The 25,899-nt window shown below is 67.5% G+C and carries 30 protein-coding genes; 15 read left to right on the top strand and 15 right to left on the bottom strand.

Annotation, left to right across the window (positions count from 1 at the left end):
* The first annotated feature begins 10 nt into the window (after positions 1 to 10).
* From gspG to HEQ22_RS12155, 9 genes are all read left to right on the top strand, one after another.
* On the top strand, positions 11 to 490 hold the full coding sequence (gene gspG, locus HEQ22_RS12195) for a type II secretion system major pseudopilin GspG (protein WP_432768167.1): 480 nt from the start codon (positions 11 to 13) through the stop codon (positions 488 to 490).
* Between the two features lie 117 nt (positions 491 to 607).
* Positions 608 to 1,075, top strand: a complete 468-nt coding sequence (locus tag HEQ22_RS12190; protein WP_432768166.1) for a GspH/FimT family pseudopilin — start codon at positions 608 to 610, stop codon at positions 1,073 to 1,075.
* Positions 1,065 to 1,439, top strand: a complete 375-nt coding sequence (gene gspI / locus HEQ22_RS12185; protein WP_432768165.1) for a type II secretion system minor pseudopilin GspI — start codon at positions 1,065 to 1,067, stop codon at positions 1,437 to 1,439. Before HEQ22_RS12190 ends, gspI begins: the two co-directional genes overlap by 11 nt.
* Positions 1,436 to 2,047 carry a type II secretion system minor pseudopilin GspJ gene (gene gspJ / locus HEQ22_RS12180; RefSeq protein WP_432768164.1) on the top strand — a complete coding sequence of 204 codons (612 nt, stop codon included), beginning with the start codon at positions 1,436 to 1,438 and terminating at the stop codon, positions 2,045 to 2,047. The genes gspI and gspJ overlap by 4 nt, the downstream gene beginning before the upstream one ends.
* Complete coding sequence (gene gspK, locus HEQ22_RS12175) at positions 2,044 to 3,042, top strand: type II secretion system minor pseudopilin GspK (RefSeq protein ID WP_432768163.1); 999 nt, start codon at positions 2,044 to 2,046, stop codon at positions 3,040 to 3,042. Before gspJ ends, gspK begins: the two co-directional genes overlap by 4 nt.
* Position 3,043: 1 nt before the next feature.
* Positions 3,044 to 4,192, top strand: a complete 1,149-nt coding sequence (gene gspL, locus HEQ22_RS12170; protein ID WP_432768162.1) for a type II secretion system protein GspL — start codon at positions 3,044 to 3,046, stop codon at positions 4,190 to 4,192.
* Positions 4,189 to 4,671 carry a type II secretion system protein GspM gene (gene gspM / locus HEQ22_RS12165; protein ID WP_432768161.1) on the top strand — a complete coding sequence of 161 codons (483 nt, stop codon included), beginning with the start codon at positions 4,189 to 4,191 and terminating at the stop codon, positions 4,669 to 4,671. The genes gspL and gspM overlap by 4 nt, the downstream gene beginning before the upstream one ends.
* Positions 4,668 to 5,387, top strand: a complete 720-nt coding sequence (gene gspN / locus HEQ22_RS12160) for a type II secretion system protein N (protein ID WP_432768160.1) — start codon at positions 4,668 to 4,670, stop codon at positions 5,385 to 5,387. The genes gspM and gspN overlap by 4 nt, the downstream gene beginning before the upstream one ends.
* Position 5,388: 1 nt before the next feature.
* The gene (locus HEQ22_RS12155) at positions 5,389 to 6,159 is read left to right on the top strand and encodes a prepilin peptidase (RefSeq protein ID WP_432768159.1); all 771 of its coding nucleotides are present in this window, start codon (positions 5,389 to 5,391) and stop codon (positions 6,157 to 6,159) included.
* Here HEQ22_RS12155 and pal read toward each other — a convergent pair whose 3' ends face one another.
* The 15 genes from pal to HEQ22_RS12080 form a co-directional block, all read right to left on the bottom strand.
* Entirely contained in the window at positions 6,160 to 6,675 is a 516-nt protein-coding gene (gene pal / locus HEQ22_RS12150) for a peptidoglycan-associated lipoprotein Pal (RefSeq protein WP_432768158.1), read from the bottom strand.
* Positions 6,676 to 6,790: 115 nt separating this feature from the next.
* The gene (gene tolB / locus HEQ22_RS12145) at positions 6,791 to 8,164 is read right to left on the bottom strand and encodes a Tol-Pal system beta propeller repeat protein TolB (RefSeq protein WP_432768157.1); all 1,374 of its coding nucleotides are present in this window, start codon (positions 8,162 to 8,164) and stop codon (positions 6,791 to 6,793) included.
* Between the two features lie 6 nt (positions 8,165 to 8,170).
* On the bottom strand, positions 8,171 to 8,947 hold the full coding sequence (locus tag HEQ22_RS12140) for a hypothetical protein (protein ID WP_432768156.1): 777 nt from the start codon (positions 8,945 to 8,947) through the stop codon (positions 8,171 to 8,173).
* Between the two features lie 52 nt (positions 8,948 to 8,999).
* A complete protein-coding gene (gene tolR, locus HEQ22_RS12135) occupies positions 9,000 to 9,533 on the bottom strand; it encodes a protein TolR (protein WP_432768155.1) in 534 nt (177 codons plus the stop codon).
* A complete protein-coding gene (tolQ, locus tag HEQ22_RS12130) occupies positions 9,533 to 10,231 on the bottom strand; it encodes a protein TolQ (RefSeq protein ID WP_432768154.1) in 699 nt (232 codons plus the stop codon). The genes tolR and tolQ overlap by 1 nt, the downstream gene beginning before the upstream one ends.
* Positions 10,225 to 10,704, bottom strand: coding sequence for a YbgC/FadM family acyl-CoA thioesterase (locus tag HEQ22_RS12125; protein ID WP_432768153.1), 480 nt, complete (start codon positions 10,702 to 10,704; stop codon positions 10,225 to 10,227). The genes tolQ and HEQ22_RS12125 overlap by 7 nt, the downstream gene beginning before the upstream one ends.
* A gap of 144 nt (positions 10,705 to 10,848) precedes the next feature.
* Entirely contained in the window at positions 10,849 to 11,877 is a 1,029-nt protein-coding gene (ruvB, locus tag HEQ22_RS12120; protein ID WP_432768152.1) for a Holliday junction branch migration DNA helicase RuvB, read from the bottom strand.
* Positions 11,870 to 12,268, bottom strand: coding sequence for a GFA family protein (locus HEQ22_RS12115; protein ID WP_432768151.1), 399 nt, complete (start codon positions 12,266 to 12,268; stop codon positions 11,870 to 11,872). The genes ruvB and HEQ22_RS12115 overlap by 8 nt, the downstream gene beginning before the upstream one ends.
* A complete protein-coding gene (gene ruvA / locus HEQ22_RS12110; protein WP_432768150.1) occupies positions 12,265 to 12,867 on the bottom strand; it encodes a Holliday junction branch migration protein RuvA in 603 nt (200 codons plus the stop codon). The genes HEQ22_RS12115 and ruvA overlap by 4 nt, the downstream gene beginning before the upstream one ends.
* 309 nt (positions 12,868 to 13,176) lie before the next feature.
* Positions 13,177 to 13,650: a crossover junction endodeoxyribonuclease RuvC gene (ruvC, locus tag HEQ22_RS12105; RefSeq protein ID WP_432768149.1), complete on the bottom strand. Its 474-nt coding sequence runs from the start codon at positions 13,648 to 13,650 to the stop codon at positions 13,177 to 13,179.
* Between the two features lie 96 nt (positions 13,651 to 13,746).
* Entirely contained in the window at positions 13,747 to 14,493 is a 747-nt protein-coding gene (locus HEQ22_RS12100; protein ID WP_432768148.1) for a YebC/PmpR family DNA-binding transcriptional regulator, read from the bottom strand.
* A gap of 69 nt (positions 14,494 to 14,562) precedes the next feature.
* Positions 14,563 to 14,880: a heavy metal-binding domain-containing protein gene (locus HEQ22_RS12095; RefSeq protein WP_432768147.1), complete on the bottom strand. Its 318-nt coding sequence runs from the start codon at positions 14,878 to 14,880 to the stop codon at positions 14,563 to 14,565.
* A gap of 30 nt (positions 14,881 to 14,910) precedes the next feature.
* On the bottom strand, positions 14,911 to 15,153 hold the full coding sequence (locus tag HEQ22_RS12090; protein ID WP_332819238.1) for a DUF2312 domain-containing protein: 243 nt from the start codon (positions 15,151 to 15,153) through the stop codon (positions 14,911 to 14,913).
* Between the two features lie 101 nt (positions 15,154 to 15,254).
* Positions 15,255 to 16,571 carry an amidohydrolase family protein gene (locus HEQ22_RS12085; protein WP_432768146.1) on the bottom strand — a complete coding sequence of 439 codons (1,317 nt, stop codon included), beginning with the start codon at positions 16,569 to 16,571 and terminating at the stop codon, positions 15,255 to 15,257.
* Positions 16,572 to 16,653: 82 nt separating this feature from the next.
* Positions 16,654 to 16,980 (bottom strand): DUF1244 domain-containing protein, encoded by a 327-nt coding sequence (locus HEQ22_RS12080; protein WP_432768145.1) that lies wholly within the window; start codon positions 16,978 to 16,980, stop codon positions 16,654 to 16,656.
* 118 nt (positions 16,981 to 17,098) lie between these two features.
* Here HEQ22_RS12080 and pyk point away from each other — a divergent pair, with 118 nt between their 5' ends.
* The 6 genes from pyk (at position 17,099) to HEQ22_RS12050 (ending at position 25,899) form a co-directional block, all read left to right on the top strand.
* Positions 17,099 to 18,553: a pyruvate kinase gene (pyk, locus tag HEQ22_RS12075; protein WP_432768144.1), complete on the top strand. Its 1,455-nt coding sequence runs from the start codon at positions 17,099 to 17,101 to the stop codon at positions 18,551 to 18,553.
* Positions 18,554 to 18,747: 194 nt separating this feature from the next.
* A complete protein-coding gene (locus HEQ22_RS12070; protein WP_432768143.1) occupies positions 18,748 to 19,521 on the top strand; it encodes an arginyltransferase in 774 nt (257 codons plus the stop codon).
* 202 nt (positions 19,522 to 19,723) lie between these two features.
* Complete coding sequence (locus HEQ22_RS12065) at positions 19,724 to 22,174, top strand: cyclic nucleotide-binding domain-containing protein (protein ID WP_432768142.1); 2,451 nt, start codon at positions 19,724 to 19,726, stop codon at positions 22,172 to 22,174.
* Positions 22,174 to 23,055: a hypothetical protein gene (locus HEQ22_RS12060; protein ID WP_432768141.1), complete on the top strand. Its 882-nt coding sequence runs from the start codon at positions 22,174 to 22,176 to the stop codon at positions 23,053 to 23,055. Before HEQ22_RS12065 ends, HEQ22_RS12060 begins: the two co-directional genes overlap by 1 nt.
* Positions 23,056 to 23,073: 18 nt before the next feature.
* Positions 23,074 to 25,008, top strand: coding sequence for a cytochrome c3 family protein (locus HEQ22_RS12055; protein WP_432768140.1), 1,935 nt, complete (start codon positions 23,074 to 23,076; stop codon positions 25,006 to 25,008).
* 42 nt (positions 25,009 to 25,050) lie between these two features.
* Entirely contained in the window at positions 25,051 to 25,899 is an 849-nt protein-coding gene (locus tag HEQ22_RS12050; RefSeq protein ID WP_432768139.1) for a metallophosphoesterase, read from the top strand.

Raw genomic sequence — 25,899 nt, 5'->3', positions numbered from 1 at the left:
TATGTCGCTCATGAAGCTTTTTGTCCGCCTGATGCTCGATACCGCGCGTCCGGTCCCCCATCGCCGCACGTCTGACGAGCGCGGCTTCACCCTGACCGAACTGATGGTCGTCATTTTCATCATCGGGCTGCTCGCCACGGTGGTGATGATCAACGTGCTGCCCAGCCAGGATCGCGCGATGGTCACCAAAGCCAAGGCCGATATCGCGACGCTGGAAACCGCGCTCGAGCAATACCGGCTCGACAATCTCGTGTATCCGGCGACGACCGACGGTCTGGGGGCGCTGTCGGCGCCGCCGCCGTCGCTGTCGCAGCCCGAACGGTATCGCCGCGGCGGTTATATCCGCAAACTGCCCGAAGACCCGTGGGGCCGCCCGTATAATTATCAGGCGCCGGGCCCGAACGGCGCGGCATTTGACGTGTGGTCGCTGGGCGCCGATGGTGCGCCGGGCGGGACCGACGACAATGCGGATATTCGCGCCGACGGCTAGGTTCGGTTGTCGCAAGGCAAAGCGTTTCGGCCCGTACCCCGATTCGGTGGGAAGGCGCCTGCTAACAAGCGCGCTTCGACAGGCTCCGGGCTACGGCACATCAAGGGCAGGGCAGCATTGACAGCACCCGATGATCGCGATGCAAGGACGAGCGGTTTCACGCTGGTCGAGCTGATGGTCGTGCTCGCGATCATGGCGCTCGCCGCGACCGCCGTGGTGCTCACGCTTCCCGGCGAGGAGCGCGGCGTGCGCAGCGAGGCCGACCGGCTGGCGGCAAGGCTGGCCGCGGCGCGCGACATCGCGGTGATCGAGGGGCGCAGCGTCGCGGTCAATTTCGCGCCGTCGGGTTATGGTTTCGAACGGCGCACCGGCGGCAATTGGGCGCCGCTGCCCGGCCGCTCCTTCGAACAGCGCAGCTGGCCCGCCGGGGTGCGGTTCGTCGCCGGCGACGGGCAGGGGGCGGCGCGCATCCTGTTCGACCGCGTCGGCACCAGCCCGACGCCGCAAGCCGTCGTGCTCGTGGGCGGCGACGCGCGCGAAATCGTTCGTGTGTCGGCGATGGGGGAGGTCAGCCGTGGCCAATGACCATGGCCCTCGCGAAGCGGGCTTCACCTTGCTCGAAATGCTCGTCGCGCTCAGCATCATCAGCATTGCGGCGCTGACGCTGATGCGGCTCGACGCCTATGCCGTGCGCTCCGCGGGCGACCTCGACGAAAGCACGATCGCCGGCATCGTGGCGCAGAACCGCGCCGTCGAACTGTGGACCGACCCCACGCCGCCGACGATCGGCAACAGCGCTACCGGCGTTGCCAATGCCGGGCGCAACTGGCGCATCGAACAGCGGGTCGCCGCAACCGCCGACGACAGCCTGCTGCGCATCGACCTGATCGTACGCCCCGAAAGCGGGCGGGGACAGGCGGCGCTGACGATCATCCGGCCAAGCCAATGAGCGGCCAGCGGGGCTTCACCCTCGTCGAGATGCTTGTCGCGCTGTCGCTGTTCGCGGCGATCGCGGCGATGGGGGTCGGATTGCTGCGCGGCAGCATCGACACGCAGGAGGCGGTGCAGCAGCGGCTGAAAAGCATGGGCGGGATGAACCGTCTGCGCGCGGTGATGGCGAACGACCTGGCCCAGGCGGTGCAGCGGCCGACGCGCGGGGTGGCGGGCGAGGCGGTGCCGGCCTTTGCCGGATCGGCGAGCGGCTTTGCCTTCGTCCATGCCGGCGCTTCGGCGCTTGGCGGCAGCCCGCGCCCCAATGTCGAACGCGTCGGCTATGCGCTCGTCGGCAGCGAATGGCGCCGCGAGGCGCAGCCGATGCTCGATGGCACTGCGCTCGGCGATGGCGACCGGCTGATCGACGAGGTAACGGCGGTCGCGGTGCGCTATCGCGACGCGGTCGGCAATTGGAGTGAAAGCTGGAACTCGGAGCCGGGCGACCGGCTGCCGCTCGCGGTCGAGGTGCGGCTGACGCGCACCGCGCGCCCGCCGCTGACGATGCTGTTCCTGACCGCCCCGACGCTGCCGCCGCCGCCCGTTGTCGGGGCGCCCGTGCCATGACCCGCCATGAGGAAACCGGTGCCGCGCTGCTCAGCGTCCTGTTGCTCGTCGCGGTGATGGCGGTGATCGCGGCGACCGCGCTCGATCGGCTGACCCTCGCTACGCGGATCGCGGGCAGCGCCGCGACGGTCGATCAGGGCCGCGCCTATGCCTTTGCGGCCGAACAGATCGCGCTGCGCCGGGTCGGCGAACTGGTCCGCCGCGATCCTGCCAAGCTGACGCTTGCCGGCGATTGGCTGGGCCGCGATTTCACTCTGCCGCTGCCCGGCGGCACGGGCCGGGCGCGGCTGGCCGATGCGAACAATTGCTTCAACCTCAACAGTCTCGCCGCCGAGACCGCGCCCGGCCGGCTCAGCCAGCGCTCGGGTGCGATCGCGCAGTTCGGCGAACTGATGGTGCTGCTCGGTATCGATCGCGGCGAGGCGCTGGGCATCGCGGGGGCGGCGGCCGACTGGATCGACAGCGACGGCAACGACGGACCGCTCGGCGCCGAGGACGGCGTCTATCGATCGATGCAAACGAGCTATCTGCCCGCCAACCGCAAGATGGCCGACCCCAGCGAATTGCGCGCAGTGCGCGGGGTGACGCCGAAAATCTATGCGCGGCTGCGGCCGTGGATTTGCGTGCTGCCGGTTGCCGATCCGGTGCGGCTCAACGTCAATACCCTCGCGCCCGAACAGGCCCCGTTGATCGCAATGCTGATGCCCGGCCAGATTGCGATCGGCGATGCGCGGGCGGCGCTGGCGGCGCGGCCTGCGGGCGGCTATGGCAGCAGCGTGCGATTCTGGGAAGCAAGCTCGCTCGCCCGGCTCGATCCGGGCGATATCGCCGAACAGACGGGCGTGACCAGCCGCTGGCTGGCGCTCACGGTGAATGTGACGATGGGGGACGGGTTTTTGACGGCAGAATCGCTCATCGACGCGAACGGCGGAGCCCCCGCGGCCGGTCAGGCCGCGCCGGCGATCGTGCGGCGCGACTGGGGCGAATCCGACTGAGATGACGCGCACGCTGGTCCTGTGGCTGCCGTCGGCGGCGATGCTTGGCGAGGGGGACGCCGCTCCCGATGCCGCGTGGCTCCGCATCGACGACGGCGTCATCGTCGATTCGGGGCAGGACGATAATTGGGTCGATGCGTGGGAAAAGCCGCGCGACGAGGAGGCCGCCGACCGGCTGGTCGTACTAGCGCCCGCCGCCGACGTTCCGCTGCGCTGGTATCATTATGCCGACGCCGCGCCGGCGCAGGCCGCCGCCGCGGCGCGGATCGACGCATTGAAGGACAGCCTTGGCGACATGGCGGCGCTGCACGTCGTCGCCGGGCAACCCGCGGCGACGGGGCAGGCGGTGCCGGTCGCGGTGACGACGCACGCGGCGATGACGGCCTGGACCGCGTGGTTGCAGGCGCGTGGGCTCGACCCCGCGGCGATCATGCCCGCCGCCGCCGCGGTGCCGCCCCCCGAACCGGGGACGCTGTGGACCGCCGAACTCGGCGGCGAGGCGATCGTCCGCACCGACGATCGCGCCTATGTGTCCGACCCTGAAATCGACGCGCTGATCGCGGGCGAGCGCCTCGTCGCGCCGCTCGATGCCGAGCGGATGCGCGAGGCCTTGCTGCTGTCGCTCGCCGCGCCGCCGCTCGACCTGCTCAGCGGCGCCTGGAAACCGAAGCGGAACTGGGCGGTCGATCCGGCGATGCTGCGGCTCGCGCGCCGGCTGCTGATCGCGCTGGTCGCGGTCAGCCTGCTGGTGCCGATCGTCCAGGCGATCCGGCTGGCGTCGGACACCGGCCGTGCCGACGATGCCGTGGTGGCCATGGCGCGCAAGGCGGGCGTCACGGCGCCCGATGCAGCGGCGGCCGAATCCGAACTCGACCGGCGGCTCGCCGCTACAGGGGGTGGGCCGCTTGCTTTCTCGGTTCCCGCCTCGGCGCTTTATGATGCGATGGCCGATACGCCGGGCGTGTCGCTCAAAAGCCTCTCGCACCGCACCGACGGCACCCTCACGACCACGCTTGCGGCGCCGCGTGTCGAAGACATCAACACGGTGCTGCTCACGCTTCAGGCCCGCGGCTACCGCGTCACCGCGCAGCCGAGCGCCGGTGCCGACGGGCAACAGATGGCCAATATCACGATCCGGGCGGTGCCATGATGGAACGTTTGCAGCGCTGGTGGAGCGAAATTTCGCCGCGCGAGCGCTGGCTTGTCGGCATCGCAGCGGTGCTCGGCATCGCCGTTCTTGGCTGGGCGCTTGGACGGCCGGCGGTCGCCGCATTTATCGACATCGACGCGCAACATCGCGCCGCGATCGAACGCGAGGGGCGTGTCGCCGCCAAGGTGCGGTTGCTCGCCGAACGTCCCACGACGTCGGTCACGGCCGCGACCGACGCCGTGCAGATCGACCAGTATCTCGCCCAGTCGGCGAGCGAAATCGGGCTTACGCTCGACCGCAACGAGGCGCGCGGACAGCGTGTCGCCGCGATCGCCATTGCGACCGCCAAGGCGCCGGTCCTCACCGACTGGCTCGCCTCGCTCGAAGCGCAGGGCTTTGTGGTCGATCAGCTGACGATCACCCCCGCAGCCGACGGCACGGTCGGCATGACCGCGGAACTGAGGAAAAGCGGGTCATGACCCAAAAACGCCGGAGCTGGGTCATTGCCGCGCTGTTACTCGCGCTGGCGCTCGTCGTTGCGACCTTTCCGATGCGCCTCGCGCTCGGCTGGTCGGGCGCCGCCGATGCCGGCGTTACCGCGCGCGAGGTTCGCGGTTCGATATGGTCGGGCGAGTTGGTCGATGCGCAGTTGGGGGTGTTGCCGCTGGGGTCCGTGCAGGCGAGCGTGTCGCCGATTGCGTTGCTCGGCGGGCGGACCGAGCTGGTTTTCTCGCGCAGCGACGCGCGGCTTGGGGCGCTGGCGGGGCGGCTGCACGGGAGCGATCCGCGCGGGGTGTCGGAGGTCAGCGGGGTGAGCATGCTGGCGGGCGGGATCGGCATGATTCCGGTCGATACCATCCGCTTCGAGGGCGCCACCCTCCGCTTCAATGCCGCCGGCCGATGCGTCGAAGCGGGTGGGCGGTTGCAATTGTCGGTCGCGGCACCGATCGCCGGGCTCGACCTGTCGCGCGGCCTGTCGGGGCCGCTGAGCTGCGTCAACGGGCGCGCGCAGGCGGCGCTCGCCAGCCAGTCGGGGATGGAGCGGCTGACGCTGGCGTTCGACGGCCGCGGTGCGTATCGCGCGCAGCTGGCGATCAACGCCGCCGACGATCCGGTGATGGCGGCGGCGCTCGCCGCGCTCGGCTTCCGCGCGGCCCCCGACGGCTTTGTGCTGGTGACCACGGGGCGTTTCTGAGGTGACGCGTCTCGATGCCTTGCCGCTTGGCGCGGGCATCGGTCTCGCGGCGTTGATCGGGCTCATCCTCGGCAGTTTTATCGCGACGCTGGTGCTGCGCTGGCCAGCGGAGCGCTCGCTCTCCGGCCGTTCCGCGTGCGATGGCTGCGGGCGGCCGCTTGGCGCGCGCGATCTGGTGCCGCTGCTCTCCGCGCTGTGGCAACGCGGGCGCTGTCGCCGCTGCGGCGCCGCCATCGATTCGTTTCATTGGCGCGTCGAGATGGCGGCGGCGCTGATCGGCGCCGTCGCGCTCGCGGCGATGCCGGGAACGGCGGGCTGGCTGTGGGCGCTGTTCGGCTGGCTGCTGCTGCCGCTGCTGCTGCTCGACGCGCGCCATTTCTGGCTCCCCGACCCGCTGAACCTGCTGCTCGCGGGCACGGGGCTGCTGGTTGCGGGGCCGCTGATGGGCACGGCGCTGGCCGACCGCTGGATCGGCGCGGTCGCGGGCGGGGTGGTGCTTGCCCTCATCGCCTGGGGCTATCGCCGCGCGCGCGGTGCCGACGGCATGGGCGGCGGCGATCCCAAGCTGGTCGCGGCGATCGGCGCGTGGCTCGGCTGGCAGCCGCTGCCGCTGGTGTTGCTGCTCGCCAGCCTTGGCGGGCTGGCTTGGGCGCTGACGACCCGAAACGCAGGGGACCGGCCGCTGCACCAGCGACCGGTCCCATTCGGCGTGTTTGCCTGCACCGCCTCTTTTGCCGCGGTGCCGATCTGGCTGGCGCTTACTGGCCGATAACTATTGGCCGATAACGACAGTCACCGCGCGGCGGTTCTGCGCCCATGCGTCCTCGGTCGAGCCGACGGCAGCGGGGCGTTCCTTGCCATAGCTGATGACGTTGATCCGCGACGGATCGATGCCGAGCGAGGCAAGATAGTTTTTCGCGGCATTGGCGCGGCGCTCGCCGAGCGCGATATTATAGTCGCGGGTGCCGCGTTCGTCTGCGTGACCCTCAAGCGTGACGCGCACCGCGGGGTTGCGCTGCAGCCACTGCGCCTGGCTTTGCAGCGTCACCTGGTCTTCGCCATCGACATTATACTGGTCGAAGCCGAAGAAAATGCGGTCCGACGAGACGTTGGCGACGAAATCCTGCTGCGAACCGGGGATGACGGCGTTGCCGACCCCGCTCCCGCCGGTGCCGTCTTCGGTGCCGGCGGGCGGCGGCGGCAGATCCTCGGGAGCCTTCTTCGAGCATGCGCCGACGGCCAGCATGGTGATCGCCGCGATCATCGCGGTGCTTTTGCTTATCGTCATGTCTTCTGTCCTCTTGTTGTTAACGTGGGTCGTGCCGCGGCCGGACTAATCTATGTTGAATGCCATATTCCAACCCCAGCGGCTAAATTTGGTTCCCTTATGGATCGGGGCGGGATCAGGGGCGGATCGGCCCCCAGCTCGGGTCCGACCCGTCGCGCGGGGTGGGCAGGCGGCGCAGGTTCACGCCGGTCAGGTCGACCTGCCAGATGCTCGATTTGCCCTCGCGGCCGGGGGTGGTGCGAAAGAACTGGATGACGCGGCCGTTCGGCGACCAGGTCGGCGCCTCGTCCTGCCAGCTGTTGGTGAGCAGCCGCGTGCCGCCGCCCGACGGGGTCATCACGCCGATGCGGAATTCGCCGCCGCCCATCCGGGTGAAGGCGATCAGGTCGCCGCGCGGCGACCATTCGGGGGTGGCATAGCGCCCGCCGCCGAAGCTGATCCGCTGCTGGTTCGACCCGTCGATGTTCATCGTATAGATCTGCTGGCTGCCCGACCGGTCGCTTTCGAACACGATCTTGCGGCCGTCGGGAGAGAAGCTGCCCCCGACGTCGATGCCCGCGGTGCTGGTCAGCCGCACCGGGGTGCCGCCGGCGGCCGAGATCCGATAGATGTCGGTGTTGCCGCCGACCGCCATCGAATACAGGATCTGCGTGCCGTCGGGCGACCAGCGCGGCGCGAAGGTCGCGTTGCCGCTTTCGGTCACCAGCTTCTGGGTGCCGGCGTCGAGGTCGTAGGTGAAGACGCGGACGCGATCGGCGAGATAGCTGACGTACACGATCTTTTTGTAATCGGGCGAGAAACGCGGGCTGAGCGCAAGTGCCTGGCCGTTGGTGATGAAGCGGTGGTTGCCGCCGTCCGAATCCATGATCGCCAGCTGCTTGGTGCGATTCCCCTTCGGGCCGCTCTCGGCGATATAGGCGATGCGGCTGTCGAAGAAGGGCGATTCGCCCGACAGGCGCGAATAGATCGCGTCGGCGCATTTGTGCGCGGCGCGGCGCCAGTCGCCGGGCTGGATTTCATAGCCCTGCCGGACCAGCTCGCTGCCGAGCGCGGTGTCGTAGAGGTAGCAGCCGACGATCAACCCGCCGGTGCCCGTCGCGCGGACGAAGCCGTGGACGACATTTTCGGCGTCGCGCGCCTGCCAGTCGGCAAAACGCGGCGCGGTGACTTCGGGCATGGTGATCGCCCGCACGCTACCGGGGCCGAGCGGCGCATAGAGACCGCTGCGTTCGAGGTCGGCGGTGATCACTTCGGCGATCTGGCGGCCCAGGCTGTCGGTGCGCAGCCCGGCGACGGTCGTGACCTGCGGGGTCGCGAAGGCCGGCACGGCAATGACGGTGCGCTCCTGCGACAGCGTTCCCTCGATGGTTTCGCGCGGTTCGGTCTGCACCGTGGCGGGGGGCGTCACCGACGGCGCCGCATCCTGTGCGAACACGGGCGCGGTGGTGAGCAGCAAGGCGAGCGAAAGGCTGATCGGGCGGAGGGTCATCGTGACTTACCTTTTGATGAAATCGAGCGTGTAATTCTGCCAGAAGCTGTAGTTTTCCTCGGGCAGGTCGAAGGGCGCGGCGAGTTCGACCGCGCGTTTGGCGCATTCCTGATGACGCTGAACCTGGAACTTGTTGCTATCGTTTTCGCCGGTCGTCGTGACGCCGCTGAACCCGGCGAGCGCGCCCGACTGGGTCAGGCGGAACTTCACCACGGTCTTGAGCTGATCGACATCGACCCCGCTGACGCGGCAGCTGTTCCAGCGCGGCGCCACCGCCGACTTGATGCTGACGTCGATCGAGCGCCGGACTTCGGCGGCGGTTGCCGCGGCGGGCGCGCCTTTGCTCGGCGCCTTGGTCGCCTCGCGGCCCAGTCCGTCGGTGATGCCGTCGAGCCGTCCGGTCGGGCGCGCCGGGTTCTTCTTGGCGGGCGGCGCCTTGGGGGCGGCCTTGGGCGCCGCCTTTGCGACTGCGGGTGCCTTTTTCGGCGGCGCCGGTTTCGGGCGCGCCACCTGTTTCGGGGTCGGAGTGGGAGTCGGGCGGACGACCGGTTCGGGCAGCGGCGGGGTCGGCATCGGTTCGGGGGCGGCGATATCGACCGCATCCTCTTCGCCGAGCCGTGCGGCGGGCGGGGTGTCGCTGAGCACCGGCGCGCTCGACGTCGGTGCGGTTTCGGCGATCAGGTCGACCTCCATCGGCGGGTTGTCGAAGCGGCGCTCGCCCGCGGTCCATTGCACCGACAACAGCGCAATGATCAGGACATGCGCGGCCACCGCGATGGCCATGCCGCGTTGCTGATTGCCCCGTCCTGCCCGTGATCCGGCCATGCTCTCCTGCCTATTGCCCGGTTTCTGAACCGGTGGTGACCGCGGCGGGTTCTGCGTCCGGCGCGCTGTCCGATCCGCCGTCCGATCCGCCGTCCGATCCAGTAGTGACCAGCGCGATGCGCGACAGGCCGGCGCGGTTGAGTTCGCCCATCACGCGCATGACGCGGCCATAATCGAGCCCTTTGTCGGCGCGCAGCATGATCTGGCGCGGGCGATCGCCCGCCGCCTGTTCGCGGGCGATCGCGTCGAGCCGGGCGGGAAGCTCGGCCTCGGGCACCACCTCTTCGCCGATATACAGGGTGTCGTCGCCGTTGATCGACAGCTGCACCGGCTCCTGCTCCTCGGTCTCGACCGGTTTTGCACGGCTTTCGGGCAGATCGACGGGCACCGCCGATGCGAGCAGCGGCGCGGTGATCATGAAGATGATCAGCAGCACCAGCATCACGTCGACCAGCGGGGTGACGTTGATTTCGGCCATCGGCGCGCGATGCCGTCCGCGCCCGCGCCGCGCGCCGATGCCGCCGGATGGGCCCGACATCGCCATCAGGCTTCGACCTCGAGCTCGCGGCTGAAGGTCGCGTGCAGCCCGTCGGCGAAGCGGCCGAGCCGCGATTCGAGCCGGTTCAGGCGCTGCGAGAAGCTGTTGTACGCGATCACCGCGGGGATCGCGGCGAAAAGCCCGATCGCGGTCGCGAACAAGGCCTCGGCGATGCCGGGCGCGACGACCGCCAGGCTGCTGTTATTCTCGGCCGCGATCGCGGTGAAGCTGCGCATGATCCCCCACACGGTGCCGAACAGGCCGACGAACGGGGCGACCGCGCCGATCGTCGCGAGATTGCCGATCTTTTCGGCGAGGCGGTCGACTTCGCCGGCAACCGCGGCGTTCATCGCAATGCCCAGCCGCTCGCGCGTGCCTTCGCGGTCGATGGCCTTGCCCTTGGTCGACCGGCGCCACTCGCTGATCCCCGCCGCCAGGATCTTGGCGCTCGGCAGATCCTCACTGCTGTTCTTGTCGAAGAATTTGTCGACATTGTCGGCGCGCCAGAAATCGCGTTCGAATTGTTCGGACGCGCGCATCACCTTGCCGACCCCGCGCCCGTGGGTGGCGATGACGCCCCAGACGTAGATGGAGGCTGCGAGCAGGCCGATCATCACCGCTTTGACGATGATATCGGCCTGGATGAACAGCGCCACAGGGGACAGGGTCGCCGCGTCGGCGGCGAGCGAGATATTGTCTAGCAAGGGATAGTCTCTCCATTCATGATGGCGGTAAAGCGGTTCGACCAGTCGTCGGACAAGCGGCGCGGCCGGCCAGCGGGCGACAGGAAGGCGACGGTGACCCGCCCTTCGGTCAAACTCTCGCCGGTTAACGTGTCAGTTCCGCGAAGGATGCGCTGGGCGATGATCACGCTGGCGCCGCGCACCGCTTCGACCGTGCTGACGACCAGCAGGTCGTCATCGAGCCGGGCGGGACGGCGATAACCGATCGCGATTTCGGTGACCGCCCAGCTGCCTTCGCCAGCCTCCATCGCCGCGCGCTGGTCGATGCCGGCGATCCGCAACATGTCGGACCGTGCGCGCTCCATATAGCGCAAATAATTGGCGTGATAGACGATCCCCGACAGGTCGGTATCTTCGAAATAGACGCGCGCCCGAAAGCGATGCTCGGCACCGACGAAGGCACCGGGAATAAAGGGGGGCGGGGCATTTACCATCGCTTCGACCGATAGCGGCGCTTCGACTCGTCGCAAAGCCCTCATAAACGGTTCGTCGCAGATGGGGGCCGGTTGATAGGGGGTAAGGGCTGAAATCCGCCTGTTTTGGTTTGAGCCCGTGCCCCTGCCTGCGCAGGGGCACGGTCACTTGCCGTTGTCGAACAGCCCGTCCTGCGATCCCGCAGGGGGATTGAGCCCGAGGTGCTTCCACGCGCTGGCGTTGAGCATCCGGCCGCGCGCGGTGCGCGCGATCAGCCCGATCTGGAGCAGATAGGGCTCGATGACATCCTCGATCGTGTCGCGCGGTTCGGACAGACCCGCCGCCATTGTCTCGACCCCCACCGGGCCGCCGCGATAGATGTCGGCGATCATCGAGAGGTAGCGGCGGTCCATCGCGTCGAGCCCCAGCGCATCGACCTCGAGCCGGTTGAGCGCGGCGTCGGCGGCGCTGGCGTCGACGACGGCGTGCCCCGCGACATGCGCGAAGTCGCGCACCCGGCGCAGCAGCCGTCCGGCGATCCGCGGCGTGCCGCGCGAGCGTTTGGCGATTTCGAGCGCTCCGTCGGCGGCGATGGCAAGCCCAAGCAGCCGCGCGGCGCGCGCGATCACCTGTTCGAGCTCGCCATGGGTGTAGAAATTGAGCCGCACCGGGATGCCGAAACGGTCGCGCAGCGGGGTCGTCAGCAACCCCTGCCGCGTCGTCGCGCCGACGAGGGTGAATTTCGGCAGGTCGATGCGGACGGAGCGCGCCGACGGCCCCTCGCCGATCATGATGTCGAGCGCGCGGTCCTCCATCGCCGGGTAGAGGATTTCCTCGACCGCGGGCGACAGGCGGTGGATCTCGTCGATGAACAGCACATCGCCATCCTCGAGATTGGTGAGCAGCGCGGCGAGGTCGCCGGCCTTGGCGATCACCGGGCCGCTGGTCGAACGGAAGCCGACGCCAAGCTCGCGCGCGACGATCTGCGCCAGCGTCGTCTTGCCGAGTCCCGGCGGGCCGAAGAAGAGGACATGGTCGAGCGCATCGCCGCGCGCCTTCGCCGCCTCGACGAAGATGCGCAGATTTTCGCGCGCCGCGGCCTGCCCGACGAACTCGGCGAGCGTTTTGGGCCGCAGCGCGGCGTCGGCGTCCTCGGGGGTGCGGATGGGGGTGGTGAGGGCCGGCTCAGTCATAACGCTCTATTGCTTCGCCGAGAATACAAACCCAAGGTTCCTGACGATCCTCATAGACTGAAAATTGCAACTCGAAATCATGGCCTGGTTCGAAATTGCCGATCGGCACGGCATAGCTGTCGAGCTCCGGGCGATTAAGGAACCAGAGCGTGGAGCCGCAGTTTTCGCAGAAGTAGAAGTCCGCAAGAGTGCCGCTGCCGCCGGGATACTGGTACAATTTCGCTTCGCCCTCTGTGCGGACATTCTGGGCGGGGAAGCGCGCCTGCGCGGCAAAGGCGCTGCCGCTCCTCGCCTTGCAATTGCGACAGTGGCACACCGACACGCGGATCGGCTCGCCCGAGCAGGCTATGCGGAGCTGGCCGCAGCGGCACGAGGCGTGGCGGGTGGTCACTTGGCGGCCTTCTTGAGCGCCACGCGGACCAGCGCATCGAGGTTTGCGCCAGCGCCGAGTTCCTCGCTCGCCGCGGCAACCGCTGCGCTCGCTTCGCCGGGTTTGAAGCCGAGGCCGGTGAGGGCGGTGATGGCGTCGGCGAGGGGGCCGGGGGTGGTGGGCACGTAAGTTGCGCCGCTGCCCGCTATGCCGCCCAGCGCGCCCGCCTTGTCCTTCAGTTCATGCGTGATGCGCTGCGCCAGTTTCGGGCCGACGCCGTTGGCGCGCGCGATCATCGCGCTGTCGCCGCTGGCGAGCGCGCGTTGCAGGTCTCCGATCTCGAGCGCCGACAGGATCGCGAGCGCGACCTTGGCGCCGACCCCCTGGACGCTGGTGAGCAGGCGGAACCAGTCGCGCTCCTCGGCGCGCGCGAAGCCGAGCAGGCGCAGGAAATCCTCGCCGACCAGCATTTCGGTGTGGATGGTGACCTCGCCATCGACCGCGCCGAGGGCGTCGAGCGTGCGCGCCGATGCCTCGACCAGATAGCCGACGCCGCCGACGTCGATCACCGCGTGGCCTGCGCCGCTGCTGTCGAGCCGTCCGGTGAGTTTTGCGATCATTTGGCTGTGCTAGCGTGATAGGAATGAAAAGGGAACAGGGAAGGAAAAAGGGGTCTCACGCAAAGGCGCAAAGGCGCGAAGGAGGAAGAGAAAGAAATTCTCACACAAAGACACAAAGAGGTTCGTTTTCTGTCCTGCCGTCATGCTTGTGGTGCGAACTTGGCATGTAAAGGCCGGACGAAGTCCGGCAGGTCATTCCGCCAAGGCCGGGTCAGGACGCGATGTCGCGGTTGAAACCGCCATCTTTGTGTCTTTGTGTGAGTCTCCCTTTTTCTTCTTCGCGCCTTTGCGCCTTTGCGTGAGATTTTTCTAATCGCGCGGCCGATGGTTCGCGTGGCAGATCGCGACGGCCAGCGCATCGGCCGCGTCGGGTCCTGCAACCTTGGCGCCCGGCAGCAGCACGCGCAGCATCGCCTGCACCTGTTCCTTCGCCGCGCCGCCGGTGCCGACGATCGCTTTCTTGACGAGGCGCGGGGCATATTCGCCGACGACCAGCCCGGCACGCGCGCAGCCGAGCAGCGCAACGCCGCGTGCGTGGGCGAGCTTGAGCGACGATTGGGGGTTGTCGTTGACGAAGACCTCTTCGACCGCGGCTCCAGTGGGGCCATGGTCGGCGATCACCGCCGCGAGCACGGTGTCGAGATGGGCGAGGCGGTCGGGCAAGGGCGCCCTGGCGTCGGTCTTGATCTGGCCGTTGGCGATGTGGCTGATGCGGCTACCCTCGACGCGGATTATACCCCAGCCGGTGCAACTGAGCGACGGGTCGAGGCCGAGGATGATCATGGGTTCCCGTTCGTGTCGAGCGCAGTCGAGACACCCCGAAGGCAAGCATGACCGATAGGCATCTCGACTTCGCTCGATGCGAACGGATTTTGGTGGTTATCCAAGCTTTTCCATCACCGCGTCGGGGATGTCGTAATTGCCCCACACGGTCTGGACATCGTCGTCGTCGTCGAGCGTGTCGATCAGCTTGAACAAGGTCTGCGCGGTCGCCTCGTCGGCGACTTCGCTCTTCAGCGTCGGGCGCCACGCGAGCTTCACGCCTTCGGCCTCACCGAGCTTGGCTTCGAGCGCTTTGGCGACCTCGTGCAGCCCATCGACTTCGGTCCAGATATCGTGGCCGTCCTCGGACGATTCGACGTCGCTGGCACCGGCGTCGAGCGCGGCTTCGAACACCGTGTCGGCATCGCCCGCGCTCGCCGGATAGCTGATCAGGCCGAGACGGTCGAAACCGTGCGCGACGCTGCCCGAGGTGCCGAGGTTGCCGCCATTCTTGGCGAAAGCGGTGCGGACGTTGGTCGCGGTGCGGTTGCGGTTGTCGGTCAGCGCCTCGACGATCAGCGACACACCGCCGGGACCATAGCCTTCGTAACGGATTTCTTCGTAATTGTCGCCTTCGCCGCCCGCCGCCTTGTCGATCGCGCGCTGGATATTGTCCTTCGGCATCGACTGCGCCTTGGCGGCGTTCACCGCCGCGCGCAGACGCGCATTCGCGTCGGGATCTGGCAGGCCCATCTTCGCCGCGACGGTCACTTCGCGTGCGAGCTTGGAAAACAGCGCGCTGCGCTTCTTGTCCTGCGCACCCTTGCGGTGCATGATATTCTTGAATTTACTATGGCCGGCCAAGCCACCCTCCATCGGTCAAACTGAAAGCTGGCGCCGCCCTACCGTGGCGGCCCCCAAGAGACAACAGCGTCAGACGCGGACCGCGGTCCCCGACGCGCTGACCATCAGCATCGAGCCGTTCTGGCCGAGCACTTCATAATCGAGATCGACGCCGATCACCGCGTTGCCGCCGAGGCGCGCGGCCTCGGCTTCCATCTCGGCGACCGCTTCCTTGCGGGCGCGGGCGAGGACGTCCTCATATTTGCCCGAGCGGCCGCCGACGATGTCGGTGATGCTGGCAAACAGGTCGCGGAACAGGTTCGCGCCGACGATCACCTCGCCGGTGACGATACCCAGATATTCCTGGACCGGATGGCCTTCGAGCGTGTTGGTGGTGGTGCTGAACATCGTCACTCTCCCTTGCTGGCGCGCGCCCGATCAGTCGATGCCGAGCGCCGATTTATAGACGTCGAGGATCGCTTCCATTTCCTTGCGATCGTGGACCGGCAGTTTGCGCAGGCGAACGATCTGGCGCATGATCTTCGGGTCGTAACCCTGCGATTTCGCTTCGTTATAGGTGTCGCGAATGTCGTCGGCGATGCCCTTTTTCTCTTCTTCCAACCGCTCGATGCGCTCGATGAACAGGCGCAGTTGCTGGTCGGACACGGTGGCTTCGCTCATTTTGGACTCCGATAATTGGGATGATGCGGCGCGAGAATCGCGCCTGCCGCGTCCCTAATCGCCCCCGTGATTTTTGGCCATGCTTTCTTGGCGCCGCCGCATCACTCGGGCGGGAACGCCTGGCGCTTGCCGTCCAATTTGTGGACCACGCCGCGCCGCATCACAAAATCGACCTTTTCGAGCGCGGTGACGTCGGCGAGCGGGTCGCCGTCGACGGCGATGATGTCGGCCTCACGCCCCGGCAAAATTGCCCCGATCGGCCGTTCGAGCTCCGCCGCATTGTCGATGGTCGCGGCCTTGATCGCCTGCGCCGGGGTCATCCCGGCCTTGACCATCAGCGCGAATTCCTTGGCGTTGTCACCGTGCGGCGCGACGCCCGAATCGGTGCCGAACAGGATGCGGACATTGCCCTTTACCGCGCGGGCGATGCTGTTGGCGTGGGCGGCGGCGGCTTCCTCGGCCTTGGCGAGTTGCGGCGCCGGCGCGTCGCCGCGCCGCGCCTGCGCGAGCGCGGCGATCGGTGCGACCGCGGTCGGTACCAGCGCCGCGTTCGACGCCTTGAACAGCTTGACGGTCTCATCGTCGATGAAGCTGCCATGTTCGATCGAATCGACCCCGGCGCGCAGCGCGGCGTCGATGCCTTCCTTGCCGTGGGCGTGGGCGGTGACCTTGCGGCCAAAGCTGTGCGCGGTGTCGACCACCGATTTCATCTCGGCATCGGACATCTGTTTGCCGAGCCCGCCTGCGACGTTCGAGCGCACCCCGCCGGTCGCGGCAAATTTGATCACCTCGGCGCCCAGCGAGATTTGCGCGCGGACGGCGCTGGCGCAGCCATCCGGCCCGTCGCAGATGTTGGTGCGTTCGGCCGCGACCGCGTGGCTGAGGGTGCGGTTCAGCCCGTTGACCCCGCCATGGCCGCCGGTCACCGATATCATCGTGCCCGCGGGAATGACGGTCGGGCCGACGATCACGCCATTGTTGATCGCGTCGCGCAGGGTGGTCGTGGTCCGGCCATCGCCGCCGAGATCGCGCACGGTCGTAAAGCCTGCCTCGAGGGTGCGGCGCGCGTTCCCCTGCGCGATGACAAACACATCCTCGACGTCGCGCCCGGAGCTTTCGAGGCGGCTGCGCAGCAGATTGTCGTCGCCGGAGATATGGACGTGCATGTCGATCAGGCCGGGCAGGACAAAGGCGTTTTTCAGATCGACGACCTTTGCGCCGTCCTCGGGCGTGGCAAAGCCGTCGCGCACTTCGGCGATCTTGCCGTCGCGGACGATGATCGTCGATGGCCCGCGCGGTTCGCGCCCCGGCTGGTCGAGCAAGCGTCCGGCATGGATATAGGTGGTGGCGGATGGCTGTGCGGCGAGCGGGCCGCTGGCCGTAAGCGCGACGCCCAGCATCGCTCCTGTCAACGTCATCCGCATCGCCATATTCTCCCGATTTTCCGTGCCGCAGCGGCAGGTTCCAATTTCATGTCCGCAAAGCGCGGCGGGAGCAAGATCAGTGATGCGGGTTCTTCGCCATGCTTTCTGCCATCCGCGCAAGCTGTTCGGGCGTGGCGGGGGTGTGATGCAGGGCTTTCCAGTCCGCGGTCGACATGCCGTGGACGATCGCACGGCCCGCTTCCTTGTCGATGCCGCCGGCCTCGGCGATCCAGTCGCCCAGGCAGTTACGGCAGAAGCCGGCGAGCCCCATCAGTTCGATGTTCGCCGCGTCGTGGCGATGCTGGAGCAGCCGGACGAGGCGGCGAAAAGCGGCGGCGGCGACGGCGTCGTCGAGCGCGTCGAGGGATTGGTTGGGGGCGGTCGGGTCGTCGCTGCACGACATGCGGTCGGTCTCCGTTCGTTGGCGGGTGGTCGATGAATAGCTATACGGCAGTTGCGCGGGCGCGATCAACGCGTCATGCCACGCGCGACGTAACGCCAGCCAGTCCAGCGGAGCAATCGTGGCCCAACATTTCACCCCCCGCCAGCGCAAGGTTCGCATCCTGGCGACACTCGGCCCCGCTAGCGCCCATCCCGAAATGATCGCCGCGCTGCACCGCGCCGGCGCCGATGCCTTTCGCGTCAACATGAGCCATGGCGATCATGCCGGTCACGCCAAGGTGATTGCCGCGATCCGCGCGCTCGAAAAAGAAACCGGGCGCCCGACGACGATCCTCGTCGACCTGCAGGGACCGAAGCTGCGCGTCGGCACCTTCAAGGATGGCCCGGCCGAGCTGGTGAACGGCAAGTCCTTCGTCCTCGACGCCGACACCGCGCCGGGCGACGCGACGCGCGTCCACCTGCCGCACCCCGAACTGTTCGCGGCGCTCGAGGCGGGCACGCGCCTGCTGATCGACGACGGCAAGCTGGTGCTGCGCGTCAGGAGCGTCGCGCCGGGCAAGATCGAGACGGTGGTCGAGGTCGGCGGGAAGATTTCGGACCGCAAGGGGGTCAACGTCCCCGATGTCGTCGTCCCGCTCGCGGCGCTCACCGAAAAGGACCGCAAGGATCTGACGTTTGCGCTCGAGCAGCAGGTCGATTGGATCGCGCTGTCGTTCGTGCAGCGGCCCGAGGATGTCGCCGAGGCGCGGACGCTGATCGGCGGCAAGGCGGCGCTGCTGGTCAAATTCGAAAAACCGTCGGGGGTGCAGCGGATCGAGGAAATCCTAGAACTCGCCGACGCAGCGATGGTCGCGCGCGGCGACCTGGGCGTCGAATTGCCGCCCGAGGCGGTGCCGCCGCTGCAGAAACGCATCGTCGCGACCGCGCGGCGGATGGGCAAGCCGGTGGTCGTCGCGACGCAGATGCTGGAATCGATGATCAGTTCGCCATCGCCGACGCGCGCCGAAGTGTCCGACGTCGCGACCGCCATCTATGACGGTGCCGACGCGATCATGCTGTCGGCCGAAACCGCCGCCGGCGCCTTTCCGGTCGAAGCCGTCACGATGATGGATTCGATCGCACGCTCGGTCGAGAGCGACCCCGACTATTTTCGCCGCCTGCATTTCACCGAGACGCACCCCGATGCGACGACCGCCGACGCGCTGGCCGAGGCCGCGGGCGATATCACCCGCACCATTGCCGCCGATGCGATCATCTGTTTCACCTTTTCCGGATCGACCGCGCGCCGCGTCGCGCGCGAGCGGCCCGACGCGCCGTTGCTGGTACTGACGCCCAAGAAGGAGGCGGCGCGGCGCATGGGATTGCTGTGGGGCGCGCATGCGGTGCCGACCAAGGACATCGGCAGCTTCGAGGAGATGATCGCCAAGGGTAAGCGCATGGCGCTGCGCCACGGCATCTGCAAGGCGGGCGCGAAGCTGGTGATGATGGCCGGGGTTCCGTTCGGGACGCCGGGGTCGACCAACGTGCTCCACGTCGCGACGCTGACCGGCGACGAACTGCGCGGATATAGCTGACCGCCGTAAGCGACTCAAATCGGCACAAGAGTTACCCGCCGATTCAGTAACTTCGGTTTCTGAGTCAGAACGGGACGGGCAAAAATGGTAAATCCCCTTTGCACCATTGACGCCGGTCGGCATAGTTGGTGGACGTAACGCATCGGACCCGCGTCGGGGGGCTCCGCATCGCTTATCCGGAAGGTTCCACCCGCGTGTCCGCACCGTTTCGTTTTCCGCGCTTTTTCGTCACCAGCCCGGCGCCCTGCCCCTATCTGGCGGGCAAGACCGAGCGGAAGGTGTTTACCGAACTGAGCGGCAATGCGGCGGGCGAACTCAACGATGCGCTGGGCCGCATCGGGTTCCGGCGCAGCCAGTCGGTGGCCTATCGCCCGAGCTGCGCCGACTGTTCTGCGTGCGTTTCGGTGCGCGTGTGCGCCGGTGAATTCACCCCCAGCCAGTCGCAGAAGCGCACGATCCGCCGCAACCGCGACCTCGTCGCCACCGCGTGCAAGCCGTGGGCGACCGAAGAGCAATATACGCTGCTGCGCTCCTATCTCGCGTCGCGTCATCCGCAGGGCGGAATGGCCGACATGGACGAGCAGGATTTCGCCGACATGGTCGAGCAGACCCCGGTCGACAGTTACATGATCGAATATCGCGAGCCGACCACCGACGGCAGCCGCGGCCGGCTGGTCGGTTGCTGCCTGACCGACCGGCAAGGCGACGGGCTGTCGATGATCTACAGCTTCTTCGACGCCGCGCATCCGCTGCGCGAGGGGCTGGGCACCTATATCATCGCCGACCATGTGCTGCGCGCCGCCAAGGCGTCGCTGCCTTACGTCTATCTCGGCTATTGGATCGAGGGGTCGGCGCGCATGGCGTACAAGGCGCGTTTCCGCCCGATCGAGAAACTCGGCCCCGACGGCTGGACGCGCTTCGAGCCGTTGGCATCGGACCGGATCGCGGCGATCTTCGAACTCGCCTAAGCCGCGACATTCTCGCCGCTTCCGGTTGACCTTTCCCTGCGTTCAAGGGCATAGCCTTACGCCTAGGACATAAGTCCGGGTCGCATCCGTTATTTGATCGCCGGGGGGCTGGCGATGGGGGGGGAGGGATGCCCGTGCGTAAGTTCGCCAGCATCACGGCCAGAAGCATGCGCGGCTGCGGTTGCCGCCGGTCGGCGCGCGCGTGAGCGAGCCGGGCGCACCCACTGTCGTCAAGGTCGCGATCATCGGGTCGGGTCCGGCCGGCCTCAGCGCCGCGTCGCGCGCCGGGCAGTTGGGTTTGAGCCATGTCCTGCTCGAAAAGACCGACCATCTGTCGGATACGATCTTCAAATATCAGAAGGGCAAGCGCGTGCTCGCGACGCCCGAGCGGCTCGACCTGCGCTCCGACTGCCGCTTTGGCGAGGGCGCGCGCGAATATATCCTGGGCAATTGGGACGAGGACGCCGCGAGCAACCAGGTGAACGTCGCCTATCACGCCGAGGTCGCCGAGGTGAGCGGCGCCAAGGGCGCGTTCGCGATCAAGACGACCAAGGGCGACGTCTTTCACGCCGAGAATATCATCCTCGCGATCGGGACGCAGGGCAATCCGAACCGGATGCGTTGCCCGGGCAACGACCTGCCGCACATCATCTATACCGTCGACGATCCCGAGGATTTCAAGGACAAGCACATCACCGTCGTCGGATCGGGCGACGCGGGAATCGAGAATGCGCTCGGCGTCGCCGAAGAGGCGCTGGAAAACACCGTCACCATCCTCAACCGCTCGAAGGATTTCGCGCGCGCCAAGGCGAAGAACGTCTCCGACATGATGGAGGCGGGCGAAAATGGGACGATGAGCATCCGCACCGAGACGCAGCCGAAGCTGGTCGAACCCGGCTGGCTGACGCTCGAAACCCCGAACGGCGACGAAAAGATCGCGTGCGACGTGATCGTCGCGCGGCTCGGGTCGGTCGCGCCGCGCGGCTTTGTCGAATCGATGGGGATCGAGTTCACCGGTCCCGATCGCGAGGCGTTCCCGAAGCTGTCACCGACCTTCGAATCGACGGTGCCCGGCATCTTCGTCATCGGCGCGCTCGCCGGCTATCCGCTGATCAAGCATTGTATGAACCAGGGTTATGACGTCGTCGAGTTCATCAATGGCAACACCGGCCTGACCCCCGCCGACGAAAAGGATCTGGCGGCGATTTTTGCCGGCCTGCCGCAGCATAAACCGGTCAGCGAATGGCTGGACTATCTGCGCACGCGGGTACGCATCTTTGCCGACGTGTCGCCGCTGCAGATGCGCGAATTCATGCTCGATTCGAAGGTTGCCTTCTATCGCGGCGGCGATGTCGTGTTCGAAAAGGGCGATCCGGGATCGTCGCTGTTCGCGATCGCCGACGGCGAAGCGCTGGTCGAGGTCGGGCCGGGGGTGACGGTGCCGATCGAGCAGGGATCGATCTTTGGCGAAGTCGGGCTGATCTCGGGCCGCAAGCGCGGCGCGACGATCCGTGCCGGCGCCGACAGCATCTTCGTCGAGGTGTCGCGGACCGCGGCGCTCAAGCTGATGGCGTCGGTGCCCGGCGCCAAGCGCGCGATCGAGCGCATCTCGCTCGAACGCCAGCTGCTGCAGATATTCAAAGGCGGGCTGACCGTCGAGGATCTGGAGCCCATCGTCGTCGATCCGGCGATCGAACGCGTGCCCGCCGGCAAGGTCGTGCTCGCCGAGGGCGACGAGGGCGACGACGTCTATGTCATCCGGTCGGGGTCGATGGTCGTCGAGAAGGATATCGGCGGTAAGCCGATTTTCCTGCGCTACCTGCCTGCGGGCAGCTTCTTCGGCGAAATGGCGGTGCTGAGCGGCGCGCCGCGCAACGCGACGGTGAAGGCCGCGGTGGCGAGCGAAGTGATCCGGCTGCAGGGGCAGCAATTCAAGGCGATGCTCGCCAAGCGGCCGCAGGTCCGCGAGGCGACCGAGGCGGCGGTCGCCGAGCGCGCGCAGATGAACAGCTTCATCGAATCGCGCAAGGCGAGCTATTCGAGCGCGGTCGACCTCTATTCGGACACCGCGAGCTTCATCATGAAGGAGGGGCTGGGCGAGGCCACCGACGCGCTGCTGATCGACGAGAATCTGTGCGTCGGCTGCGACAATTGCGAAAAGGCGTGCGCCGACAGCCACGAGGGCCTGTCGCGGCTCGATCGTGAGGCCGGCAAGACCTTTGCGCATCTGCACGTCCCGACCAGCTGCCGTCACTGCGAGCATCCGCACTGCATGGCCGACTGCCCGCCGAACGTCATCCACCGCGGCCCCGACGGCGAAGTGTTCATGGAGCCGGGGTGCATCGGCTGCGGCAACTGCATGCGCAACTGCCCCTATGGGGTGATCCGCATGGAAGCGGCGCCGCCCGAAAAGCCCAGCCTGCTGCGCTGGCTGCTCACCGGCTTCGGCCCGGGTCCCGGCGAGCCGTCGCCCAAATGGACCAAGCAGCAACTGGGCGACGAGAAGCCCAAGAAGATCGCGGTCAAGTGCGACATGTGCAAGGGCATCGCAGGCGGCCCGGCTTGCGTGCGGGCCTGCCCGACCGGCGCCGCGATCCGCGTGTCGCCCGAGGAATTCCTGTCGATCGCGCGGCTGGAAGAGGGGACCGATTGATGGCCTCGCTCTTTCAACGGCGGCGCAGCAAGGCGACCCAGACCGAACGGGTGCGCGAGCGCAAGCATGAGGGGTTTCTGCGCTACGCGGGGTTCCGCTGGGCCAAGATTTCGGGCGGGCTGTGCCTGCTGATCATCGTCTCCTACGCGCTGGTCGACGTCACCCCGCGGCACAATGGCGGCAGCTGGTACGGCTATACGCTGGGGACTATCGGCGCCGGCCTGATCCTGTGGCTGACCGCGCTAGGCTATCGCAAACGCAAGATGACGCGCGATTACTGGTCGCTCAAGGCGTGGACCTCGGCGCATGTCTATCTCGGGCTCAGCCTGATCGTCATCGGCACCTGGCACACCGGGTTCCAGCTCGGGTGGAACGTCCACACGCTGGCGTGGGCGCTGATGATGCTCGTCATCCTGTCGGGGCTTTACGGCGTCACGGTTTATGCGACCTTGCCCGCCGCGCTGTCGAACAACCGCGACGAGATGACGCAGATGCAGATGCTCGAGGCAATCCGCGCGTTCGACCGCCAGTTGCACGCCGCGGCGCAGCCGCTGACGCCCGAGGATACCGCGCCGGTGCTCGCGTCGCTGGATGAAGACCCGTTCGCCGGCGGCATCGGGGCGCGCCTGTCGGGGCGGTATCCGAAATGCGCGACTGCGGCGGCGCTGCGCACGCTCGGCGCGTCGCGCAGCAGCGATGCCGAAGCGCGCGTGAAGGTGGTCGGGCTGCTGTCGCAGAAGGAGTCGGCGCTCGCGCGGCTGCGCCGGCATCTGAAGCTGCGCGCGCTGCTCGAAATCTGGCTTTACGTGCATGTGCCGTTGACCTTCGCGCTGATCGCGGCGCTATCGGCGCACATCATCAGCGTCTTCTTTTACTGGTAAGGCGGGGGAGGGGGGACCATGAGCTTCATCCTGCGCCGTATTTCGACGACGAAGACGGGCAAGCAGATCGTCCGCGACCAGGCGCTGCCCGGCGACATGATTACGCTCGGCCGCGATGCCGGCAATATCATCCACGTCGCCGACCTGGCGGTGAACCCGCACCATGCGACGATCCGTAGCGCCGACGGGCGCCATGTCCGCGTCGCGGCGCTGGAGGGGCTGGGCTTCGACATCAATGGCCGCGCGGTCGATACCGCCGACATCGACAGCGGGGCGGGCGCAGAGCTGCGTTTTGGCGGCCACCGCATGACGATCGCGCGCGAAGCCGAGCAGATCATCCTGCTCGTCGAGCGTATCGACGAACTGTCGCAGTCGTCAAAGGATGTCGACGAGGTGAAGGCCTTTTCGCTCCAGCGCGTGATGCCGGGCAAGCGGGTCGGCGCCTGGACCTTTGCGGTGCTGATGCTGCTCGCCTTCCTGGTCGGGCCGATCTGGGCGTGGTCGAGCTATCGCAATGTCGACGAACGGCCCGAGGGGTTCCACGCCGACAGCAGCTGGACATCCGGCCCCCTGTCGAGCGCGCATGCCAATCTGAAGGACGACTGTCAGTCGTGCCATGTCGAGCCCTTTGTCGCGGTGACCGACACCGCGTGCGTGAGCTGCCACACCGGCGAGCACAAGGCGATGAGCGCGGCGCACGCCAATGCGCCGACCGCGATGCTGCTCGCGGCGCGGGCGCCCGCTGGCGGGTTCGACAAACTGCTTGCCGGGGTGGGCGCGGCGTTCAACCGGCCGCAGGGTCGCTGCGTCGAATGCCACACCGAACATGAGGGCGCCGGCCCGATGGCGGCGACCCCGCAGAAATTCTGTGCCGACTGCCACGACGGGATGCAGGGGCGGCTGAAGGGCGCGGGGCATCCGACGATGCTGGCCGATGCCGCCGATTTCGGGACCGGCCACCCCGAGTTCCGCCCGCTCGTCCGCGCCGCGCCCGGCGCGAAGCCGATGCGCGCCGCGCCCGGCAAGCCGCTCGTCGATTACGACGGGCTGAAATTTCCGCACGACCTGCATTTGCAGGCGGCGGGCGGCGTCGCGCGCATGGCGGCGAGTTTCCGCGGGCGTTACGATTTCGGGCAAAAGCTGGACTGCGAGAATTGCCATCGGCCCGATGCCGACGGGGTGCGGATCAAGCCGGTCGATATGGAACGCGACTGCGCGATGTGTCACAGTCTGGCGTTCGAGAGCGTCGGCGGGGTGACCCGCACGCTGCGCCACGGCGAGCCCGATCAGGTCGTCGCCGACCTCACCGCCTTCTATCGCTCGACCCCGCCGACCCGCCCGCTGCAGCTGGGCGGGATGCAGCGCCGCCGCCCCGGCCAATATGCCGAAGGGCAGGTATACAACGTCTATTTCCGCGAGGTCGCGGTCCGCCCAAGCCGCGCGCAGGATGCGGTGCGAGCGGTCTTTTCGAAGGGTGGCGCGTGTTACGACTGCCATAGCATTTCCGCGCCGCAGGCGGGCAACAGCTGGCGCGTTGCGGCGGTAACGCAGACGCCGCGCTTCCTGGAAAAAGGCTGGTTCGACCATGACGCGCATCGCGAAACCGACTGCGCCGACTGTCATACCACCGCGACCGGATCGAAACAGTCGGCCGACCTGCTGGTGCCGGGGCTGCGCCAGTGCCGCGACTGCCACGTCGGCGAAAGCGGCGCGCGCATCGTCAAGGTCGAAACCGCGACCGAATCGCCGTGCGCGATGTGCCACGAATATCATTCCGACGGTGGCAAGCCGTGGCTGCCGCAGCGCCAGCGCCGGAAAAATGTGGCGACGATCACCGATCGTCCGCGGCAAGGGGCTTATGGTGTGAGCATGGTCACAGGCGCCGGGCCGTCGCGGCTTTATCGTGTGACATGGCGCACACCTACGTTAAGACTGACGGGCAAGGGTGGATGAGGTGAGGGCGGTCGGACCAGCCGGCCGGAGCAGGGGACGGATATGCTGATCGCCCAGATCACCGATATCCATATCGGTTTCGATCCGGACAATCCGGCCGAATATAATCGCAAGCGCCTCGACGAGGTGCTGGACCTGCTGATCGAGGGGCCGAACCGCCCCGACCTGTTGCTCGCCACCGGCGATATCACCGATCGCGGCGACCCCGACAGCTACCGCCGGCTCGGTACCGCCTTTTCGCGCTGTCCCTTCCCGGTGTGGCCCAGTGTCGGCAACCACGACCTGCGCGACAATTTCCATGTGCAATTCCCCGGCTTCGACGACGGCAACGGCTTCGTCCAATATGCGCTCGACCTGCCCGAGCTCAGGCTGGTGACGGTCGACACGCTGGAGGAAGGGCGCCACGGCGGTGCCTTTTGCGACGCGCGCGCGGCGTGGCTCGACACCGAACTGGCGAAAGACCCGGCGAAGCCGACCTATATCGTCATGCACCACCCGCCGGTCGAAAGCGGCATCGAGTGGATGAACACGCATCCCGACGAGCCATGGGTCGCGACCTTCACCGATGTCGTCCGCCGCCACAGTCAGGTCCGCGGCCTGATCTGCGGTCACCTTCACCGCAGCGTGACCGTGGCGTGGGAGGGGCGCACCGTGGCCATCTGTTCATCGACCGCGCCGCAGGTGTCGCTGGACCTGCGGCCGATCGACGAAGAACGGCCCGACAATCGCGCGATGATCGTCGCCGAAGACCCCGCCTATGCGCTCCACCGCTGGAACGGACGCGAACTCGTCAGCTTCTATGATCACGCCGGGGCGCACACGATGCTGGCCAGATATGACGAACGGTTGCAGCCGCTGGTGCGTGAATTGAAGGCTGAGCGGCCGGCCTAG

It is taken from the genome of Sphingopyxis sp., assembly GCF_050916055.1.
Classification (GTDB): domain Bacteria; phylum Pseudomonadota; class Alphaproteobacteria; order Sphingomonadales; family Sphingomonadaceae; genus Sphingopyxis.
Note: the sequence above shows the minus strand (reverse complement) of the source record. Positions and strands in the feature narration are given on the sequence as shown.

Coding starts and splice junctions, on each gene's coding strand:
- HEQ22_RS12090 (WP_332819238.1), bottom strand. CDS start 15,153: ATGAGCGAAGCCACCGTGTCCGACCAGCAACTGCGCCTGTTCATCGAG.
- tolB (WP_432768157.1), bottom strand. CDS start 8,164: ATGACCCTCCGCCCGATCAGCCTTTCGCTCGCCTTGCTGCTCACCACC.
- HEQ22_RS12140 (WP_432768156.1), bottom strand. CDS start 8,947: ATGGCCATCGCGGTGGCCGCGCATGTCCTGATCATTGCGCTGTTGTCG.
- HEQ22_RS12125 (WP_432768153.1), bottom strand. CDS start 10,704: ATGGTAAATGCCCCGCCCCCCTTTATTCCCGGTGCCTTCGTCGGTGCC.
- ruvC (WP_432768149.1), bottom strand. CDS start 13,650: ATGATCATCCTCGGCCTCGACCCGTCGCTCAGTTGCACCGGCTGGGGT.
- ruvA (WP_432768150.1), bottom strand. CDS start 12,867: ATGATCGCAAAACTCACCGGACGGCTCGACAGCAGCGGCGCAGGCCAC.
- gspN (WP_432768160.1), top strand. CDS start 4,668: ATGACCCAAAAACGCCGGAGCTGGGTCATTGCCGCGCTGTTACTCGCG.
- HEQ22_RS12080 (WP_432768145.1), bottom strand. CDS start 16,980: ATGTCGTGCAGCGACGACCCGACCGCCCCCAACCAATCCCTCGACGCG.
- pal (WP_432768158.1), bottom strand. CDS start 6,675: ATGACGATAAGCAAAAGCACCGCGATGATCGCGGCGATCACCATGCTG.
- HEQ22_RS12050 (WP_432768139.1), top strand. CDS start 25,051: ATGCTGATCGCCCAGATCACCGATATCCATATCGGTTTCGATCCGGAC.
- gspM (WP_432768161.1), top strand. CDS start 4,189: ATGATGGAACGTTTGCAGCGCTGGTGGAGCGAAATTTCGCCGCGCGAG.
- HEQ22_RS12095 (WP_432768147.1), bottom strand. CDS start 14,880: ATGTTCAGCACCACCACCAACACGCTCGAAGGCCATCCGGTCCAGGAA.
- tolR (WP_432768155.1), bottom strand. CDS start 9,533: ATGGCGATGTCGGGCCCATCCGGCGGCATCGGCGCGCGGCGCGGGCGC.
- HEQ22_RS12055 (WP_432768140.1), top strand. CDS start 23,074: ATGAGCTTCATCCTGCGCCGTATTTCGACGACGAAGACGGGCAAGCAG.
- gspL (WP_432768162.1), top strand. CDS start 3,044: ATGACGCGCACGCTGGTCCTGTGGCTGCCGTCGGCGGCGATGCTTGGC.
- gspG (WP_432768167.1), top strand. CDS start 11: ATGAAGCTTTTTGTCCGCCTGATGCTCGATACCGCGCGTCCGGTCCCC.
- gspK (WP_432768163.1), top strand. CDS start 2,044: ATGACCCGCCATGAGGAAACCGGTGCCGCGCTGCTCAGCGTCCTGTTG.
- ruvB (WP_432768152.1), bottom strand. CDS start 11,877: ATGACTGAGCCGGCCCTCACCACCCCCATCCGCACCCCCGAGGACGCC.
- HEQ22_RS12085 (WP_432768146.1), bottom strand. CDS start 16,571: ATGACGTTGACAGGAGCGATGCTGGGCGTCGCGCTTACGGCCAGCGGC.
- gspJ (WP_432768164.1), top strand. CDS start 1,436: ATGAGCGGCCAGCGGGGCTTCACCCTCGTCGAGATGCTTGTCGCGCTG.
- HEQ22_RS12060 (WP_432768141.1), top strand. CDS start 22,174: ATGGCCTCGCTCTTTCAACGGCGGCGCAGCAAGGCGACCCAGACCGAA.